This is a genomic window from Cnuella takakiae (genome assembly GCF_001953305.1).
In the GTDB taxonomy this organism is placed as follows: domain Bacteria; phylum Bacteroidota; class Bacteroidia; order Chitinophagales; family Chitinophagaceae; genus Flavisolibacter; species Flavisolibacter takakiae.
On sequence record NZ_MTFE01000010.1, the window covers coordinates 975,977 to 993,685 of the forward strand.

Annotated in this window: 16 protein-coding genes; 8 read left to right on the forward strand and 8 right to left on the reverse strand. The window is 51.6% G+C overall.

All coding sequences use genetic code 11. The annotated features are described in order from the left end of the window. Positions 1 to 137: 137 nt before the first annotated feature. Together BUE76_RS04675 and BUE76_RS04680 are read right to left on the reverse strand one after the other, a co-directional pair. Positions 138 to 1,103 carry a zinc dependent phospholipase C family protein gene (locus tag BUE76_RS04675; protein WP_073045181.1) on the reverse strand — a complete coding sequence of 322 codons (966 nt, stop codon included), beginning with the start codon at positions 1,101 to 1,103 and terminating at the stop codon, positions 138 to 140. A 122-nt stretch (positions 1,104 to 1,225) separates the two neighbouring features. Beyond that, a complete protein-coding gene (locus BUE76_RS04680; RefSeq protein ID WP_073045062.1) occupies positions 1,226 to 1,870 on the reverse strand; it encodes a DUF502 domain-containing protein in 645 nt (214 codons plus the stop codon). Between the two features lie 302 nt (positions 1,871 to 2,172). On the opposite strand from BUE76_RS04680, the gene BUE76_RS04685 reads away from it, so the two are divergent. From BUE76_RS04685 to BUE76_RS04705, 5 genes are all read left to right on the forward strand, one after another. Continuing rightward, entirely contained in the window at positions 2,173 to 2,796 is a 624-nt protein-coding gene (locus BUE76_RS04685; protein ID WP_073045064.1) for a TetR/AcrR family transcriptional regulator, read from the forward strand. Further along, a complete protein-coding gene (locus BUE76_RS04690) occupies positions 2,793 to 4,184 on the forward strand; it encodes a TolC family protein (RefSeq protein ID WP_073045066.1) in 1,392 nt (463 codons plus the stop codon). Before BUE76_RS04685 ends, BUE76_RS04690 begins: the two co-directional genes overlap by 4 nt. A 107-nt stretch (positions 4,185 to 4,291) precedes the next feature. Beyond that, on the forward strand, positions 4,292 to 5,452 hold the full coding sequence (locus BUE76_RS04695; RefSeq protein WP_073045068.1) for an efflux RND transporter periplasmic adaptor subunit: 1,161 nt from the start codon (positions 4,292 to 4,294) through the stop codon (positions 5,450 to 5,452). A 134-nt stretch (positions 5,453 to 5,586) separates the two neighbouring features. Beyond that, a complete protein-coding gene (locus BUE76_RS04700) occupies positions 5,587 to 9,177 on the forward strand; it encodes an efflux RND transporter permease subunit (RefSeq protein ID WP_073045070.1) in 3,591 nt (1,196 codons plus the stop codon). Between the two features lie 514 nt (positions 9,178 to 9,691). Then, positions 9,692 to 10,621: an NYN domain-containing protein gene (locus BUE76_RS04705; RefSeq protein WP_073045072.1), complete on the forward strand. Its 930-nt coding sequence runs from the start codon at positions 9,692 to 9,694 to the stop codon at positions 10,619 to 10,621. Between the two features lie 265 nt (positions 10,622 to 10,886). On the opposite strand, the gene BUE76_RS25270 is transcribed toward BUE76_RS04705, so the two are convergent. From BUE76_RS25270 to BUE76_RS04720, 4 genes are all read right to left on the reverse strand, one after another. Beyond that, positions 10,887 to 11,021, reverse strand: a complete 135-nt coding sequence (locus tag BUE76_RS25270; RefSeq protein WP_262485774.1) for a hypothetical protein — start codon at positions 11,019 to 11,021, stop codon at positions 10,887 to 10,889. A gap of 61 nt (positions 11,022 to 11,082) precedes the next feature. After that, a complete protein-coding gene (locus BUE76_RS04710; protein ID WP_073045074.1) occupies positions 11,083 to 11,331 on the reverse strand; it encodes a hypothetical protein in 249 nt (82 codons plus the stop codon). Between the two features lie 138 nt (positions 11,332 to 11,469). Continuing rightward, positions 11,470 to 12,306, reverse strand: a complete 837-nt coding sequence (locus BUE76_RS04715) for a phosphatidate cytidylyltransferase (RefSeq protein ID WP_073045076.1) — start codon at positions 12,304 to 12,306, stop codon at positions 11,470 to 11,472. Beyond that, positions 12,306 to 13,268 (reverse strand): CPBP family intramembrane glutamic endopeptidase, encoded by a 963-nt coding sequence (locus BUE76_RS04720; protein WP_073045078.1) that lies wholly within the window; start codon positions 13,266 to 13,268, stop codon positions 12,306 to 12,308. The genes BUE76_RS04715 and BUE76_RS04720 overlap by 1 nt, the downstream gene beginning before the upstream one ends. A 125-nt stretch (positions 13,269 to 13,393) precedes the next feature. Between BUE76_RS04720 and dusB the strand changes: the two genes are divergently transcribed. Next, complete coding sequence (gene dusB / locus BUE76_RS04725; protein ID WP_073045080.1) at positions 13,394 to 14,431, forward strand: tRNA dihydrouridine synthase DusB; 1,038 nt, start codon at positions 13,394 to 13,396, stop codon at positions 14,429 to 14,431. An 18-nt stretch (positions 14,432 to 14,449) separates the two neighbouring features. Here dusB and BUE76_RS04730 read toward each other — a convergent pair whose 3' ends face one another. Beyond that, positions 14,450 to 14,779: a DMT family transporter gene (locus tag BUE76_RS04730; protein WP_073045082.1), complete on the reverse strand. Its 330-nt coding sequence runs from the start codon at positions 14,777 to 14,779 to the stop codon at positions 14,450 to 14,452. Positions 14,780 to 14,850: 71 nt separating this feature from the next. After that, positions 14,851 to 15,450, reverse strand: a complete 600-nt coding sequence (locus BUE76_RS04735) for a glutathione peroxidase (RefSeq protein ID WP_073045182.1) — start codon at positions 15,448 to 15,450, stop codon at positions 14,851 to 14,853. A 270-nt stretch (positions 15,451 to 15,720) separates the two neighbouring features. On the opposite strand from BUE76_RS04735, the gene BUE76_RS04740 reads away from it, so the two are divergent. Next, a complete protein-coding gene (locus tag BUE76_RS04740) occupies positions 15,721 to 16,230 on the forward strand; it encodes a DUF2911 domain-containing protein (protein WP_073045084.1) in 510 nt (169 codons plus the stop codon). A gap of 74 nt (positions 16,231 to 16,304) precedes the next feature. Beyond that, complete coding sequence (locus tag BUE76_RS04745; protein ID WP_073045086.1) at positions 16,305 to 17,675, forward strand: aldehyde dehydrogenase; 1,371 nt, start codon at positions 16,305 to 16,307, stop codon at positions 17,673 to 17,675. Positions 17,676 to 17,709 lie beyond the last annotated feature (34 nt).

A 17,709-nucleotide genomic window follows, 5' to 3' on the forward strand; every position in this document is an offset into this window, starting at 1 on the left:
TTTTCAGTAAAGTATTTATAGCCGAATCATGTTGGCTTACAACCGCTTTATCCTGCTATCCTGTGCTGTCTGTAGTAAGAATTTTGAACAAGGACAACTAAAAACCAAAAACTAAAAACCGAAAACTTCAAACTGTTTTACTCATGCTCCCTCAACATCCTGCCGCCCCGCTTCCATGCAGCGTTTAGCTGCTCCCATTCCTGCTGGTCTTCAGTGGTCCAGGGGGTAGTGGCCATATCCTTTAGCGAGGGCTGGCCGGCGTCTACCCAGGCGCTGAACCAAAAAGAGGCAACGGCAAAGATGGCCTGCCGCATGCGGCGCTCCACCATGCCGTTGAGGCGCCTGTCGTAGGCGCGGGTAAACTGTGCGGAGTACTGCCGCACCACTACACCATTGCGGGGTTCAAAAGCATATTTGGCATCCGGTGCAAATTGCGCGGTTAGTTCTTTTTCGATGTGTAAAACTGTGTCTACAGCAGCAGTGCTTTCCAGCACGCGTTTCCAGATAAAATCCTGCTTGTTGGGGATATAGGCGGCTTTGCCAATCAGGAAATCCCAGTTGGTGGCGGCCAATAGTTCGGGTACGCGGCTTTCCCAGAAACCATGAATACCCTGCTGGCCCGTCAGCTGGCCGTTGTAGTTGGCAGTGGCGTGCAAAGGCACATGGGCATCGGCAATATAGTGCCCAATTTCGGCAGCAAGCTTCAGGATGCGGGCGCTGTTCTTTTCCCTGAAAGCGGTAGTTAGGCGGGATTGCATCACGCCGATCCACCAGGGCACGATGCCATGGGCCTGCAGGCTGTCTTCGGTGTAGCGGGCAACGGCTTCGTTCCAGTTGCGGGGAAGCGAATCAAAAGGGTAGGTGCCGTAGTGATCGAGGTCGATATAGTGCCGGGGTGCTTCCGCTGCAACGGCGTAACGGCGTTTGTCGGGGTCAACAGCGTGCTCGCTGAGAAAGGACAGTTGCGTTTTGTACCATACCAGCATTTCGGGCGGCAACAGGAAGGCTGCGTAGTAATTGATCTGGCGATGCCCATAAAAACCCCAGCAGTGGGCGGCTAGCTGTATCAGCAGCAGTGCGGTGGTGAGCAGTGGCCGGAGCATAGAGGTTTTTTGTTTTAGTTTTTGGTTTTTGGTTGGGGTGCAGGTGGCAGGTGCATTCATTTTCCCTAATCAATGATGCTGTTGAACCAAAAACTAAAAACAAAAAACCACAAACAAAAAACTCAATAAATATCCTTTCTCGCCCGCTTCGATTCCTCCACATTGGTAACCCCGCCACTGATGGCAAACTTCATGGTTTCGGAAGCGGTGATGCGGTTGATGGGTTTGATGCGGTGCGGCGGCAGGATGTACACGTTGCCGGCAATGGAGTAGGACATGGGCACATAAACCGCCACATAGCCATCGAGGCCCAGTTCGTGGGCATCAGCGCGGGTGATAAAACCCACCCGCCAAACATCGGTATCGTCCACGCTGGCCAGCACGGGGCGGTTGAACTTTTTCTTTTCGCCGGCAAAAGCTTCAAAGAAATCCTTGACGGTGGAGTAGATCAGCCGCACACCCGGTGTTCTTTCCAGGAAAGAATCAAAGAGCCCGAACAGCTTAAGCCGCAGGAAATAAGTAGACAAAAACCCGATCAGGCAAACGGTAACAATCACCACCAGGAAGCCCAGCCCGTAATTGCGCACATATACCTGGCCGTCGGCGCCTCTTGCGGTAAACAGGGGCACCAGGCTATCGATAGAGGAAACGATCCAGTAGATGGTATAGGCGGTAATGGTTACGGGTGCCAGCACCAGCAGGCCCTGCAAAAAATACTGAAACAGGCGGCTCCAGCGAAATCCTCCTGTTTGGTTGTTGCCATTCATGTTGCAAAAGTAGCAGATGGGGGCAGATGCGGCCGGCGGTTTTTACAAAACTGCGGTTCACGGTCTTGCTCAGGTGTAATTGCTGGCGTAGGCTGGCATTTAGGCTTGGGGTTGCGATACAAACCCGGTGTGCCTTCGGTACTGCTTTTTTTACACTATAAATCTAAAAACCTGATCGGGTTAAAACCCTGCTGAAACGAGCTCTGCCGGGTCCGTTCAACCCCTTTTTCCGACCTCCTAACCCAAAATTAATGTTGGAAACTCCAGCAACGTTAAAAGTTTCCATAGTTTTGGAACCGCTTATGGAGGCAAAAGAACGCATACTGCAAAAGGCGCACGAACTGTTTCACCGGTACGGTATCCGCTCCGTTTCGATGGACGAGATCGCCTCGCAGATGGGCATGAGCAAAAAAACGCTTTACCAGCATTTTGCTGATAAAGACGCCCTGGTGGGTGAAGTGTTTGCAGCCCTGCTGCAGCACAAGCGGCAGGATTGCATGGACCTGCAGCAGGCCTCCGAAAACGCTGTGCACGAGGAGTTTATTGGTTTCGACAACATGAGCGAAATGCTCAGCAGCATGCACCCTTCGCTGCTGTACGACCTGGAGAAGTACCATCCCGAAGTTTTTACCAAGTTCCGTTCCTTCATCGGTGATTTTGTGTACCGGCTGGTGCGCACCAACCTGGAACGGGGTATTGCCGAAGGCCTGTACCGACCCGAAATTGATGTGGACGTGCTGGCCCGCTTCCGGGTAGCCACCATTACCATTTCCTCCAACCCCGATTCGTTTCCCAACAGAAAACCCAACCTGGCCTACGTTGAAGAGCAGCTGCTCGACCTTTTCCTGCACGGGGTGGCCACAGCCAAAGGGCAGGAGTTGATCCGGAAATACAAAGACCAACGCTTAAAAACAGAAATAAAATGATCACACCCAAAATACTATTGGGCGCTTTGGCTATACTGCTGGCCGCATCGGCAGGTGCGCAAAAACGGTACGAGCTCACCGTTCGGGAGGCCGTGGAACTCGCCTATAAGAACGTGGCCGAAGTGAAAAACGCCCAGATCGACTACCGCTTGCAGGACGCCAAGAACAAGGAAATAACCGGCCAGGCCCTGCCCCAGCTTTCCGGTACCGTGTCGGGCAATTATTATACTTCTCTGCCTCAGTTCCTGTTTCCGGATGCTACTTCCACCGCCGTATATTCCATCCTGAAAGACGAAGGCGTTTCCGGCTCCGGTGGGCCCATCACCAAGGTGCCCGAACCTACGCTGCGGCAGGTAAGCTTTCAACAGCCTTCCAACCTGCAGTTTTCGGCCCAACTTACCCAGTTGTTGTTTCAGCCCGATGTATTTGTTGGCCTGCAGGCCCGCAAAACAGCACTGGACTACAATACCGCTTTGATTGAGCAGGTAAAGGAAAGGGTGAAAGACTCGGCGTACAACCGTTATTATGCCATCCTGGTGGCACAGAAGCAGTTGTTTTACCTGAACGAAGGCGTGGCAAGGCTGGAGAAATTGTACCGCGATGACAGCATCATGTACAAAAATGGTTTTGCCGAGCGCCTCGACCTGGAAAGGGTACAGGTGCAACTCAATAACCTGCGCACCACGCGCAATATTGTACAAAGCGGTGTCGACCTTTCCTATGCTGCGCTCAAGTTTGCGCTGGGTCTTTCGCAACGCGATACCGTGGTGCTGAAAGAAGAACTGAACGAATCAAGCATCAAGGACGGGCTGCTGGAAGATGCCTTCAAATACGAGGACCGGCCCGAGATTCGCACCCTCGGCATTACCCGCCGCCTGCAGGAGCTGGACCTCAAACGCAACCGCCTGGGTTATTATCCTACCGTTTCCGCACTGGGCAATTTTACCCGTGGCGGCCAGGGGCGCAATGTTTTCCTGAACAATGGCAGCGTATGGATCAACTCCTCCTTTGTGGGGTTAAACATCAACGTACCCATATTCGACGGCTTCCAGCGCAAGTATAAAATTCAGCAGTCGCGCCTCAATATCGAAAAGCTGGATAATACCATAACCAACGTAAAACAGGCCATCGACTTCGACCAGGTGGTATCCAAAACAAGCCTGGTGAATGCCCTCGAAAACCTGGACATACAGGTACGCAACCGGGCACTTGCCGAAAAGGTGTACAATACCACCAAGCTCAAATTTGAACAGGGACTTGGCTCTTCCTTCGAAGTGCTGCAGTCCGACAGCGACCTGCAAACTGCGCAATCCAATTATTTCAATGCCTTATACCAGGCTACGGTGGCAAGGGTAAGCTACCTGCGGTCACTGGGTAAATTAGAATAACTGGGAATTGGGTATTAGGTAATAGGTATTGTTTTATCAATCACCAATCACCAATACCCAATACCCAATCACCACTCACCATTCACTAGTTTTCAACCATCAACTATATGCAAAAGAATACATCGATTTTTCTGCTGCTCCTGCTCCTCGTGGCAGCGTCCTGCGGTAGCAGCCGCAAGGATGAAGCCGGCAGCCTGAATGATAAAAAGGCGCAGCTGGAACAATTGCGTAAAGAACAAAAAGAACTCGCTGCCAGGATCACCACCCTGGAGCAGGAAGTGGCTGTAGCCGATCCAAATGCGGCACGTGGTGTGGCTAAACTGGTGAACGTGGCGCCGGTAGCTTCCGAAGATTTTACCCATTATGTAGACCTGCAGGGTAAGGTAGATGCCACCAATATTTCGTATGTGGCGCCGCCCAATGGTCAGGGTGGTATAGTAACGGCGCTGCTGGTAAAACAGGGCGACAATGTGCGCAGGGGACAGGTGCTGGCGCGTCTTGATGATGCACTTATCCGCCAGCAGATAGAACCCCTGCGGGTACAGCTGCAAACCGCTGAAGATACCTACAAGCGCACCAAGAACCTCTGGGACCAGGGCATTGGTACCTACCAGCAGGTGCTGACCGCGCAAACACAGGTGGAAACCCTGCGCAAGCAAATCGGCATCATCCAGCAGCAGGCAGGTTTGATGACTATTACCGCACCACAGGGTGGCGTGGCCGACCAGGTGAATGTGCGTGTAGGTGAAATGTTTGTGGGCAATACCGCTATGGGACCGCAGATCCGCATTGTAAATACCGGCCGTCTCAAGATCATTGCCGAAGTGCCCGAAAACTACCTGGGTAAAGTAAGCAAGGGCAGCAAGCTGCAGGTGTCCCTGCCCGATGTGAACAAGACTTTTGAAACTACCGTAAACGTAGTGGGTCAAACCATTGACCCTGCTCGCCGCACCTTTTACATCGAAGCACCCGTACCTACCGAAGCAGGTATGAAACCCAACCAGGTGGCATCGGTACGCATACAGGACTATGCCCGCACAGGTGCCATCACCATCCCGGTGAACACTTTACAAAATGACGACAAGGGCAAGTTTGTGATGGTAGCCACCAAGGAAGGCGACAAGACCGTTGCCCGCAAAAAATACGTGGAAGTAGGCGAACTGTACCGCGAAAAGCTGGAAGTAAAAAGCGGCCTCACCGGCGGTGAGCAGCTGATCATCCAGGGCTTTCAGGGATTGTACGACGGGCAGCAGGTAACTACGGGGTAAAACAGCTGTCGGCTATTAGCTGTTAGCTGTTGGCCATTGCTGTTCTGTTATAAAAATATTCTTCGTGCAAAGAGCGATAAGCTAATAGCCAACAGCTAAAAGCCAAAAGCCTTGCTCAACTCCAAACCGCCAACATGAGCGTACTAGAAAATCCCAACGGACCGTTCAAACACTTCAGACCCACCACCTGGAGTATCCTGAACAAAACGACCATCTACCTGCTGATGCTCTTTGTGAGTTTGGCCGGTGTGTTCCAGTTTGTGACCCTGCCCAAAGAGCAGTTCCCCGATATCGTTATTCCCAATATTTACATCCAGACCATTTACGCAGGTAATACCCCAAGGGATATCGAAAACCTGGTAACGCAGCCCATCGAAAAACAACTCAAGGGCATCACGGGGGTAAAGATCAACAAGGTTACTTCTACCTCGCAGCAGGACTTCTCCATCATCATCGTGGAGTTTGACACCGACGTGGATACCGATGAAGCTTTGCAGAAAGTAAAAGACGCTGTGGACAAGTCGAAGCAGGACCTGCCTACCGACCTTACGCAGGAACCGGTGGTGATGGAAGTGAGCCTCTCGGAGCAGCCCATCATGTATGCCAACCTCAGTGGCGACTACGATCCCGTGCGCCTGAAGGAATACGCCGATGAAATGCAGGACCGCCTGGAAGAGCTGCCACAGATCAACCGCGTGGATGTGGTGGGTGCGCCTGAGCGTGAGTTCCAGGTAAACGTAGACAACCTGCGGATGCAGGCTGCGGGCATCACCTTCGATGATATTGCAGGCGCCATCAGCCGCGAGAACCTCGACATCTCGGGCGGACAGTTGGAAGTAGGCAATATGCGCCGCAACCTGCAACTGAAAGGCCAGTTGAAAACGGCACCTGAAATTGCCAACATCGTAGTGCGCAACAATGTGGGTGCACCCGTGTACCTGCGCGATGTGGCCGATGTGCGCGACACCATCAAGGAACGCGAAAGCTATGCACGCCTCAATGGCAAAAACGTTATTACCCTCAACGTGGTAAAGCGTTCGGGTGAAAACCTGATTGAAACTGCGGAAGGGGTGAACAAGGTTGTAAAAGACCTGAAGGCCACTGTATTTCCACCCGACCTTGAAGTGGTGATCACAGGCGACCAAAGCATCAATGCCCGCAACTCGTTCAACGAACTGGTAAACACCATCGTCATCGGTTTTATCCTGGTGTTGGTGATCCTGATGTTCTTCATGGGTGTGGTCAATGCCTTCTTCGTGGCCCTGAGTGTGCCCCTGAGTATTTTCGTTGCCTTCATCTTTATTCCCGGCGCCGAACTCATTGCGGGTTCTGCTGTTACACTCAACTTCATCGTGTTGTTTGCCCTGCTCTTCGGGCTGGGTATCATCGTGGATGATGCCATCGTGGTGATCGAAAACACGCACCGCATTTTCATGGAAGGTCGTGGCCGCATCAATAGCGAGAAGAGCGCGATGATGGCTGCAGGTGAAGTGTTCATCCCGGTACTGGCCGGTACGCTTACCACGCTGGCGCCTTTCCTGCCCTTGTTGTTCTGGCCGGGCATCATCGGTAAGTTCATGATCTACCTGCCTACCATGCTGATCTTCACGCTGGCGGCATCGCTCATCGTGGCCTTTATCATGAACCCCGTATTTGCCGTGGACTTTATGAACCACGAAGACGGGAAGGCAGAACCCAAGTCGGCCATTTTCCGCAAAAGGGGTTTGTGGTTTGCCGTGGCCATCGGTATCCTGTTCGATATCATGGGGCTTACTTTTTTTGGCAACCTCATTCTCTTCATTGTGCTGCTGGTGATCTTTAACCGCTACATTCTTGATGATGTAATTCATGGTTTCCAGAACCGCGTATTACCCAATATCATGACGCGCTACGAAGGATTGTTGCGCTGGGCACTTAAAGGCTGGCGCCCTGTGTGGCTGCTGCTGGCAACCTTTGGATTGTTTGTATTTAGTGTAATTGTATTTGGCATAGCCACTTCCACGCAATGGGTTAAAGTGGTGTTCTTCCCCAAGGCTGATCCGAACTTTATTTACACCTATATCAAGATGCCCGTAGGCACCGATGTGGAGTATACCGACTCCGTAACCCGTGTGCTGGAAAACCGCGTGTACAAGGTGCTGGGTATGGAGAACGGCAAGAAGAACCCGATGGTAGAAAGCGTGATCTCCAACGTTGCCGTTGGTGCCGCCGACCCCGCCAGCGGCGACCGTACTACCCGTTCGGAACTGGGCCGCATACAGGTGTCTTTTGTGGAGTTTGAAAAACGCCACGGCAAAAGCTCGGCGCCTTATCTCGATGAAATTCGCGCCGTGATGAAAGGCGTGCCCGGTGCCGAGATATCGGTGGCACAGGAAAGCGGCGGTCCGCCCACCGATCCGCCCGTCAACATCGAAGTGGCATCCGAAAACATCGACGACCTGGTAAAGACGGCGGTAAGCCTGAAGAACTACCTGGATTCCATCAATGTGCCGGGAGTGGAAGAACTGAAGATGGATGTGGATCTTACCAACCCCGAGATAACGCTGGCGGTTGACCGAAACCGTGCCCTGATTGAAGGTGTGAGCAGTGCGCAGATTGGTATGCAAATACGTACGGCGCTTTTTGGCCGTGAGGTTTCGAAGATCAAGGATGGTGAAGACGAATACAAGATCCAACTGCGCAACCAGGAGCTGCAGCGCAATTCGCTCACTGACCTGTTGAACATGAACATCACCTTTCGCGATATGGCCACCGGTCAGGTAAAGCGTATTCCTATTTCCAGCGTGGTAAAAGTGGATTATACCAGCACCCAGGGTAGTGTAAAGCGCAAAGACTACAAGCGGGTAATTTCGCTGCGCTCCAATGTGCTCGAATCACAAGGTTATACAGCACAAGCGGTAAATACGCAGATCAAAGATTACCTCGACCGATTCCAGAACAAGCCGGCCAATGTAACCATCGGCCAGGCGGGTGAAAGCGAGCAGCAGGCTGAGACAGTGGCCTTCCTTGGACAGGCACTGGTGGTTGCGCTGATGATCATTTTGCTGGTGTTGGTGTTGCAGTTCAACTCTATTTCCAAACCTGTAATTATTCTTACCGAAATCCTGTTCTCTATCATTGGGGTGTTGCTGGGTTTCTCCATCACTGGTTTCGATGTGTCGGGTGTATTCACCGGTTTGGGTATCGTGGGTTTGGCAGGTATCGTGGTGAAAAACGGTATCCTCGTAATTGAGTTTGCCGAAGAACTGCGCCAGCGGGGTATGCGTACCCGTGAGGCCATTATACAGGCGGGTAAAACGCGGATCATCCCCGTAATGCTGACGGCACTTGCGGCCATCTTTGGTTTGATTCCGCTGGCGGTAGGTCTGAACCTCAATTTTGTTACCCTGTTCTCGGAGTTCAACCCGCACCTGTTCTTTGGTGGCGATAGTGCCCGCTTCTGGGCGCCGCTGGCATGGACGCTGATCTTTGGTTTGATCTTCGCGTTCTTCATGACCCTGTTCATTCTGCCGGGCATGTACCTCATCGCCGAGCGTTTGCGCCGCCCCATGCGCCGCATTTATGGTGGCAAATGGATATCCTTCCTGGGTATCCCACCGCTCACTTTGCTCTTTATTCCTTTGATGATCGCCACCATGATCATCCACCGCTTTGATGTGGCGCGCCGCCGCCGCAAACTGCAGGGAGAAAGGGTTGATGAAAAATTCGTGGGCAGCTGGTTTTAACAAAAATTGCAAGTTGCCGGTTCCCGGTTGCCAAGAGTAGTTTCGGCAGAACTGCCCATGTAAATTGAAATAAGGCTTTTTAGTTTGGTGATTATAGTTGGTCCCGCAGCAATGCGGGACCTTTCTTGTAAAGGCAAACTATGAGAGCATGTGGTTATTGGGACTATGGCCTCACATGATAAAAAAAGGGAAAGATTGCGAACCTGGCCATTGTGTTGAACATACTGTATGTTTTTATATAAGACCCCTTAATCATTTTGCATCATGCTTCCGCTTCACCTGTCAACTAATTTCTACTTCCGTTGTCTGCTCCGCAATCAATGGTCCATCATCGATGCGCAATGGTCTATTGTCCTCCCCGCAAACCCCTATATTTGTTTTCCGGATTGCGATTTTGATGGCATTGCCCTACACCAAACCTACCTAAAGTCCATCCCCTGCAACCCTGTACCCTTGCCAGACAAAGTCATTTTGCATTATAAACCCTGAATAATAACAGGTATATTTTTTATTTATGACCAACGGTTTTGACAACCTGATCCGGATTGGCGTTTTTTACGACGGCAATTATTTCTCCGGTGTCAGCAATTACTACAATTATCAGCATTCCCTGCGCCGCCGCATTTCTATTCGCGGCCTGCATAGTTTTATCAAACAACAGGTAGCCGAATCGCTGGGTACGCCTGCTTCCCTGTCACATATTGTAGATGCGCATTACTTCCGTGGCCGCCTGCCGGCACAGGAAGCCGCGCAAAAAGGCAAACTGCTGTATTACGAGCGTTTGTTCGATGATATCCTGATGAGTGAAGGTGTTACTACGCACTACCTGCCACTGAAAGAAACTTTTTACAAAAAGGTAGAAAAGGGCCTCGATGTATGGCTGGCGCTTGAAGCCTTTGAAATGGCCGTGTATAAAAAGTTCAGCGTGGTAGTACTGCTAGCCGGCGATGGCGATTATGTGCCGCTGGTGCGCAAACTCAATACCCTGGGTGTACGGGTGATGGTGCTGGGCTGGGACTACGAATACACCGATGACGAAAACAACCGCTATCAACACCGCGTAAGCCGCGAGTTGCTTACCGAGGCCACCTACCCGGTACGCATGACCGAACTGATCAACGACCGCAGAAACGACGAGGATTTTCTAAGCCAGTTATTCCTGCAAAAGTCACGTGCCGAAACACAGGAGCGTACCTACCACACCGATGCGGAAGAAGTGGAGGAGGAAGAAGTGTATGAAGACGAAGAACTGCACAGCAGCTATGTGTTTTCTTTGAAAGATGGTTTTGGTTTTATCAAGCATCCGCCCAACAACCTGTTTTTCCATTACACCAACCTGCAGGACTGCAACTTTGAAGACCTCCGTCCCGGCGACCCTGTGCGTTTTGTCATTGGCGAGAAAGAAGACGGTCAGGAGTATGCGGTAAGAGTGTATAGAAATTAATGTGCTGATGTGCTAATTAGCAAATGTGCTAATGGTGCGCAGCAGATTCAAAATAAAAAGTCAGTAGTGGGAAGTGATGTTTTCCACTACTGACTTTTTTTATGTAGCAAAACATCGTACCTGCACAAGGTGGATAACTTTGCGTGTGTTTTTTATTTACTGTTAAGTGCCGCCTGGTACACACGAAAGCTACATCACTAAGTTTTGCTCCAAGCCACACTTACAACTGCACTTGCCCAACTTAGCACATTGGCTCATTAGCACATTATCTCGGTCCTTGTTGGTTACCCGCAGTAGGGTCGCCCAGGCCTGGTCCTTTCTTCTCTTTTTTGGCTGCAAAGCCCATGAACAATCCCAGCGCTACCAGGAAAGCAATGATCAGTATTACAAACAACATCATAACCGTAGGTTTTGTATTTGATGCTGCAATACCATGCCAAAAGAAATGCATGAACTTGCTTTCAAATCTTTCCTTTATAGTCCCAGTGGTCCTTTACAACGCGGCCATTTTCATCTTTTAATAACCTGCGTGCATAGCGGTCGCCCTTGATGATGCCCTGCTCATCGGCCGTGCCGATAAAGAGCAAAATAGGGTTGCCTTCTTCATCTGTTTTCATGGCCAAGTCGTACCCGCGAAAGCGGCGTTGTACCATTGAGGAAGGATCGTATTTCTTGTTAAGTTGCTTCAGTAGGGAATATCCAATCTTCATGCAAATGTCCCGGCGAAAGGAGTGCCAAAGAAGTGAATGGTGAATAGTGAATGGGGATTGGGTATTACCGTCCAACAACTAAAATTTTGTCAGTAAGAATCAATCACCAATCACCAATCACTACTTACCATTCACCATTCACATCACTCCCCACACATACACTGCACAGGCAGTTGCTGAAAATAGCAGGGAGTCAAACCGGTCGAGAAAGCCGCCGTGACCGGGCATCATGGTGCCGCTGTCTTTAACACCGGCCATGCGTTTGAGCTTGCTTTCAAACAGGTCGCCATAGGTGCCGCTGATGGCGCCGATGGCTGAGAGTGCAGCTGCGTGGTGCAGGGGCAACCAGCCGGTGAAATGTGCAACCAGGGTAATGGTTATTACCGCCAGGATCACACCGCCGATGGTGCCTTCCCAGGTTTTTTTGGGCGATATGGGAGAGAAGGGCGTTTTACCAATAAAGGAGCCTACGATATAGGCCATGGTGTCGTTGATCCAGTTATTTACAATGATCAACAGGGGCAGGTACAGCGACCACCAGAAATCGGGGTAGCTGTCTTGGGTGCGCATGTTTACCAGCAAGGCAAGACTCAAGGAGAGATACAACAGGCCTGCAAGCATACCCAGCTTATAATCTTTAGGCAGCCTCTTGGTAATCAGCAGGTAGGTGCTGACAACAATGCTGGTGCTTAACATACCCTTGCCAAAGTCCATGAGGGTAGATTGCCGGGTAAAAAGCAGCAATAGCCCCAGCCCGCCCAGCATCAGCATGGCAAAAAGGCTTGCCGATGTTTTTTTGTCGGCATGGGTGATGGCTAACACCAGCTTTTGGTATTCGAACCAGCAGCCTACATGTACCACGGCAAAAAGCAGGATAAAACTCAGCTCGCTCCACAACAGGCCAACGGCCATGATCACCACAAATACGATAGCCGATAGGGCCCGGGTACGAAATACTTCCTTATTAAAAGCCATCAGTAGTTTAGGTTGGTTGGCGTTTGCATGCTATCCAGCTCTTCGCCGGCGTATACCGCCGCATAGCTGATGGTGCTGCTTTTTTTCATCCACCAGATGGCGGCCGTTACCAGCACGGCACTGGCCAGTGCCAGCCAGGGAAGTTGCTGCTGGTTGATAAAACCACTAGCCTCCGTGTATTGCGGGTGAAAATGCAAGACAACGATGATCACACCATCGTAGAGGAAATGCGCCAGTATGGCCGTCCACAGGGAGCCGCTGTACCAGTACACGGCGCCCAGCAAGACACCCAGGAAGAGGCGGGGCAGAAAGCCATAAAACTGGAAGTGGAAAAATGAAAAGGCAAAAGCCGCCAGCAGGATGCCCAGCCAGGCATTGCGGGTGCTTTTGATCAGCAGGCGCTGTACAATGCCGCGGAAAAAGAGTTCTTCACCGATGCCGGCAAAAGCAGCGATGAAAATAAGATTGATCACCAGGTCGAACATGGTATGCCGGCCCAGCACAAACTGGAGGGTGCGTGTCGCTTCGGCTTCCATCTTTTCAATCAGCAGGCGGGTTTCCACGCCAAAAGGAAAATTGCGGTTGAGCAGTCCCAGGTATTCTACCAGCGGTATGGCCAGCATCATGGCGGCAATACCCACAATCCAATAACCCGGTTTCACAGGGTTTTTCAGTCCTATATAGGCAGTGGGATTCGGATCGGAGAAGTAGGCAAACAGCAGGGAAGGGATTAAAAATAATCCCAGGAACTGCAGCAGCATCATGCCCCGTACCATTACCAGGGTGTTGTTATTATCGTAGTTCCACTGGGCGGTATCGCTCATCTGCATGATGGAGATGCCGGTAACCTGCGACAGCAGGCTGCCACCCAGCAGGAAAATCACCATCAGGATACCGAAAGCCATGCCCACAAAAAGCAACAGCTGAACCCATACGGGCTTTGTTTTAAGATAGGTTTGCATAGGTGCGCTTTTTCTTGCCTTAATTTTGCAGCGTTATTTCCCAACCTTGAAGGTTTTCAAAACCTTCAAGGTTTATTTAAAAACAGAAGGCTGCAAGATAAGCCCTCCAAAATAAACCGACCCGCTTGGTACAGATAGCCAATATAGAACTTCCAGACTTCCCGCTTTTGCTGGCACCCATGGAAGACGTGAGCGACCCGCCTTTCCGTGCCGTGTGCAAGGCCAATGGCGCCGACCTGATGTATACCGAGTTCATTTCTTCGGAAGGACTGATCCGTGATGCCATCAAGAGCCGCCAGAAGCTCGACATCTTTGAAGCCGAGCGGCCCGTGGGCATCCAGATCTTCGGCGGCGACGAGGAGGCTATGGCGCTGAGTGCCAAGATTGTGGATACGGTAAACCCCGACCTGCTCGATATCAATTTTGGCTGCCCGGTAAAAAAGGTGGTGAGCAAGGGCGCCGGCGCCGGTGTGCTCCGCGACATTGACCTGATGGTGCGGCTGACAAAAGCCGTGGTCAACAGCACTTCACTGCCGGTAACCGTTAAAACCCGTTTGGGCTGGGACCACGACAGCATCAACATCATGGAAGTGGCCGAGCGCCTGCAGGATGTGGGCATCAAGGCCCTGTCTATTCATGGCCGTACCCGTGCCCAGTTGTATAAAGGCCATTCCGACTGGAGCTATATCGCCGAAGTAAAGAATAACCCGCGCATCCAGATCCCCATCTTTGGTAATGGTGATATCGACTCACCGGAGAAAGCCCTGGAGTACAAGAACCGCTATGGAGTGGATGGGATCATGATTGGCCGTGCCGCCATCGGCTATCCCTGGATCTTCAACGAGATCAAGCATTTTGTGCGCACCGGCGAGCACCTGCCGCCGCCTTCCATTCAGCAACGTGTGGAAGTGATCCGCCAGCACCTGCACCAGTCGGTGGCCTGGAAAGGACTGAAGGCAGGCATCAACGAAATGCGCCGCCATTATACCAATTACCTCCGTGGTTTGCCGAATATCCGCGACTACCGCACCAGGTTGGTAACCCTGCCTTCGGTAGCAGAAATTGATGCCGTGCTGGATGAGGTCATTTTGGCTTACGATGGTTACAAGTTTGAGCCCCGTAAAATAAACATGGATTCGATGGCTTATAGCTGTGATAGCTAGCCCCTGCCGGTGGTTTCATCAATGCGGCGATACTACCTTCAACCCGATGATGGAGGCTATAAGCGTAAAAATGAAAAACAGCCGCCAGAAGTCAGCGGGCTCTTTAAAAAGAATGATACCAATCAGTGCGGTGCCTACTGCACCCACGCCGGTCCAAACGCCGTAGGCTGTACCCAGGGGCAGGGTTTGGGTGGCTTTGTTGAGCAATACCATGCTGAGGGTAAGCGACAGGAAAAAACCTGCATACCACAAGTTGGCAGTGGTGCCCTTGCTTTGCTTGGCCATGCCCAGGCAGGTAGTAAAGCCCACTTCAAAAAGACCTGCAATAATGAGGATCAGCCAGTTCATGGAGGTAAGTTTTTTCAGTCAGCCCGCAATATTACAGCCAAGTTGATTGCCACAACCAGCGAACACAATTCTTATTGCTGTATAGCTGCCACCACTTCTTTGTCCAATGGTGAAACTGAAGGCCCAAAATAATGGGTGAGCACGCCTTCCTCGTTGATCAGGTATTTGGCAAAGTTCCACTGGGGCGCCTGGTTGTTCCAGCCATTCTGGCCCGGGTTGGTGAGCCATTGAAACACCGGGTGCTGGCCGGCGCCGGGCACCACCTGGCTTTTTTTAGCCAACGGAAACTGTACGCCGTAATTGATTTTACAAAATTGTTCGATATCGGCATCGCTGCCTTTTTCCTGCTCCTTGAAGTCGTTGGCCGGAAAGCCGATGATTTCAAGGCGGTCTTTATGGGCCTGCCACAGCTCCTGCAGTTCTTCGTACTGCCCTGTATACCCGCATTCCGATGCGGTGTTCACCAGCAATATCTTGCGGCCACGCAACTGCTCCAGCGGCAGGGGCTGGCCATTGTTGCGGGCAATGGTTAACTGGTAAACAGAAGCGGGCGCTTTTTTCCCGTCCTTGTTTTTCCTGATGGTGGCATTGGTGCCTGCCAGCTTGGTGATGCGCATCAGTACGGGATAGGCAAGCTTCAGCAGTTGCTGTTTGAATGTTTGTTGGCTCATGATTACAGGTTGAATAAAAAACAGGGCGCCAAGGGCCAGCAGCAGTAAAACCGGCAGCCAGCCTTTGCCCCGCATCCGTTTTTGTTTAACAGCTAACAATTTTCTGTCCATCCCGGTTGGCTTTTAGCACAGGTAATCAGGTAAAGCTAAACTTAAGAGGCCAGGCGGGTAAACCAGAGCGCTACAAAGGGGTACCAAAACAGGGTATTTGTATGTATTATTGTTGGGCCATAACAATCAAATCAATTCACCCAAAAAATCTCAAACCAAATGAAATCACACTCTTTAAAACTCCTGTTTTTCTTTGTTGCGGTATTTGCCAGCTTTATGGGCCAGGCCCAGCAGCCTGTTGCCAGCCCCGCCCAAAAAGTAAGCGGCAAGGCAGGCGCCGCCGATATCACCATCAACTATGGCAGCCCGGCGGTAAAGGGCCGCACCATCTGGGGCGACCTGGTGCCTTACGATAAAGTATGGCGTGCCGGTGCCAACGAGGCCACTACCATTGAAACCTCCAAGGACATCACCGTGGAAGGCAAGACCCTGCCTGCCGGTAAGTATGCTTTCTTCACCATTCCGGGTAAGGACAAGTGGACGGTAATCTTCAATAAGGAAGCCAAGCAGTGGGGCGCTTACAGCTACAAGGAAGCACAGGATGCCCTGCGGGTACAGGTTACACCGCGCAAGGCAGCTTCTTTCAACGAGCGCCTGGCATACGTGGTAAATAAGGACGGCTTTGCAATGCGCTGGGCCGACCTGGAAGTGCCGGTAACGGTGAAATAAGGATACTTTGTTTTTTGCAAAGGCTGCTCCCCCGGGGCGGCCTTTTTTATTGTGCTATTTCCCTACATTCAAACATGAACGATTCGCTTTTGCACGCCTTGCGGCAAAACTTCCAGCAGGGCAACTCGCGGTCTTATGCATGGCGGCGGCAGCAACTGCTGAACCTGAAGGCCGCTTTGTACCGGCACGAGGAAGCCATCTATGCAGCCCTTTCCGCCGACCTGAAGAAAAGCAAGGAAGAAGCCTGGATCACCGAGATAGGGTTTGTACTGTCCGAAATAAGTTATGTGCTCAGGCACCTGAAAAGTTGGATGCAGCCCCAGAATGTGGGTACCAACCTGCTCAATTTTCCATCTAAAAGCTACCTGTTGTCGGAGCCCTTGGGTGTGGTGCTCATTATAGGGCCCTGGAACTACCCGCTGCAGCTGGTGCTGGCACCGCTGGTGGGTGCATTGGCTGCAGGCAATTGCGCCGTGGTAAAACCCAGCGAGCTGGCGCCTGCCACATCGGCCGTGTTGCGGCAGATAACCGCTTCGGCTTTTAAGGAAAATGAAGTGCTGTTGGTGGAGGGCGAAGGCGCTGCTGTTATTCCGCGCATGATGGAAGCCTTCCGATTTGATCATGTGTTTTATACCGGCAGCACCCAGGTGGGCACCATCATTTACCAACTGGCTGCCAAACAGCTGGTGCCGGTAACCCTGGAGCTGGGTGGAAAAAGCCCTACCGTTATTGAGCCCGATGCCAACCTGGAAGTAGCCGCCCGCCGGATAGCGGTAACTAAGTTCAGCAATGCGGGGCAGATGTGCGTGGCGCCCGATTACCTGTTGGTACACCAGTCGGTACGCGAACCATTTGTGCAGCACCTCAAAAAAGCCATTGATGATTTTTATGTTTCAGAAGCCGTACGCGACTATCACTATGGCAAGGTGGTAAACCAGCGGCAGTTTGACCGCCTGCTGCAATACCTGCAGGAGGGTACCGTGTTGTACGGGGGCAGCTACGATGCGCCAACCTTGCACCTTTCGCCCACCTTGCTGGCAGATGTGCGGCCGGAGGCCAAGGTGATGCAGGAAGAGATTTTCGGGCCGCTGCTGCCTGTTTTAACCTGGAGCAAGGAGCAGGAAGCCCTCGATATCATTGCCCGCAACAACAACCCGCTGGCATTTTATGTATTTACCGAAAACGATAAAAAGGCCAACTGGTGGATGGAACAGGTGCCCGCCGGCGGCGGCTGTATCAACAATGTAAGCTTTCATCTTACCAACCACAACCTGCCTTTTGGTGGCCGTGGCAACAGTGGCATGGGTGCCTATCATGGCAAATACTCTTTCGATACGTTCAGCCACAAAAAAGGCGTCCTGAAGACGCCTACCTGGTTTGACCCGGCTTTCAAGTATCCGCCATTTAAGGGGAAACTGAATATTTTGAAACGGTTTATGCGATGAGGCGGATATTTTGATATTGGGATATTTTGGCGGG

What these genes read in the sequence shown, in the direction of transcription:
- BUE76_RS04675 (WP_073045181.1), bottom strand. Translation starts at nt 1,103, where the DNA reads ATGCTCCGGCCACTGCTCACCACCGCACTGCTGCTGATACAGCTAGCC.
- BUE76_RS04680 (WP_073045062.1), bottom strand. Translation starts at nt 1,870, where the DNA reads ATGAATGGCAACAACCAAACAGGAGGATTTCGCTGGAGCCGCCTGTTT.
- BUE76_RS04685 (WP_073045064.1), top strand. Translation starts at nt 2,173, where the DNA reads ATGGAGGCAAAAGAACGCATACTGCAAAAGGCGCACGAACTGTTTCAC.
- BUE76_RS04690 (WP_073045066.1), top strand. Translation starts at nt 2,793, where the DNA reads ATGATCACACCCAAAATACTATTGGGCGCTTTGGCTATACTGCTGGCC.
- BUE76_RS04695 (WP_073045068.1), top strand. Translation starts at nt 4,292, where the DNA reads ATGCAAAAGAATACATCGATTTTTCTGCTGCTCCTGCTCCTCGTGGCA.
- BUE76_RS04700 (WP_073045070.1), top strand. Translation starts at nt 5,587, where the DNA reads ATGAGCGTACTAGAAAATCCCAACGGACCGTTCAAACACTTCAGACCC.
- BUE76_RS04705 (WP_073045072.1), top strand. Translation starts at nt 9,692, where the DNA reads ATGACCAACGGTTTTGACAACCTGATCCGGATTGGCGTTTTTTACGAC.
- BUE76_RS25270 (WP_262485774.1), bottom strand. Translation starts at nt 11,021, where the DNA reads ATGATGTTGTTTGTAATACTGATCATTGCTTTCCTGGTAGCGCTGGGA.
- BUE76_RS04710 (WP_073045074.1), bottom strand. Translation starts at nt 11,331, where the DNA reads ATGAAGATTGGATATTCCCTACTGAAGCAACTTAACAAGAAATACGAT.
- BUE76_RS04715 (WP_073045076.1), bottom strand. Translation starts at nt 12,306, where the DNA reads ATGGCTTTTAATAAGGAAGTATTTCGTACCCGGGCCCTATCGGCTATC.
- BUE76_RS04720 (WP_073045078.1), bottom strand. Translation starts at nt 13,268, where the DNA reads ATGCAAACCTATCTTAAAACAAAGCCCGTATGGGTTCAGCTGTTGCTT.
- BUE76_RS04730 (WP_073045082.1), bottom strand. Translation starts at nt 14,779, where the DNA reads ATGAACTGGCTGATCCTCATTATTGCAGGTCTTTTTGAAGTGGGCTTT.
- BUE76_RS04735 (WP_073045182.1), bottom strand. Translation starts at nt 15,450, where the DNA reads ATGAGCCAACAAACATTCAAACAGCAACTGCTGAAGCTTGCCTATCCC.
- BUE76_RS04740 (WP_073045084.1), top strand. Translation starts at nt 15,721, where the DNA reads ATGAAATCACACTCTTTAAAACTCCTGTTTTTCTTTGTTGCGGTATTT.
- BUE76_RS04745 (WP_073045086.1), top strand. Translation starts at nt 16,305, where the DNA reads ATGAACGATTCGCTTTTGCACGCCTTGCGGCAAAACTTCCAGCAGGGC.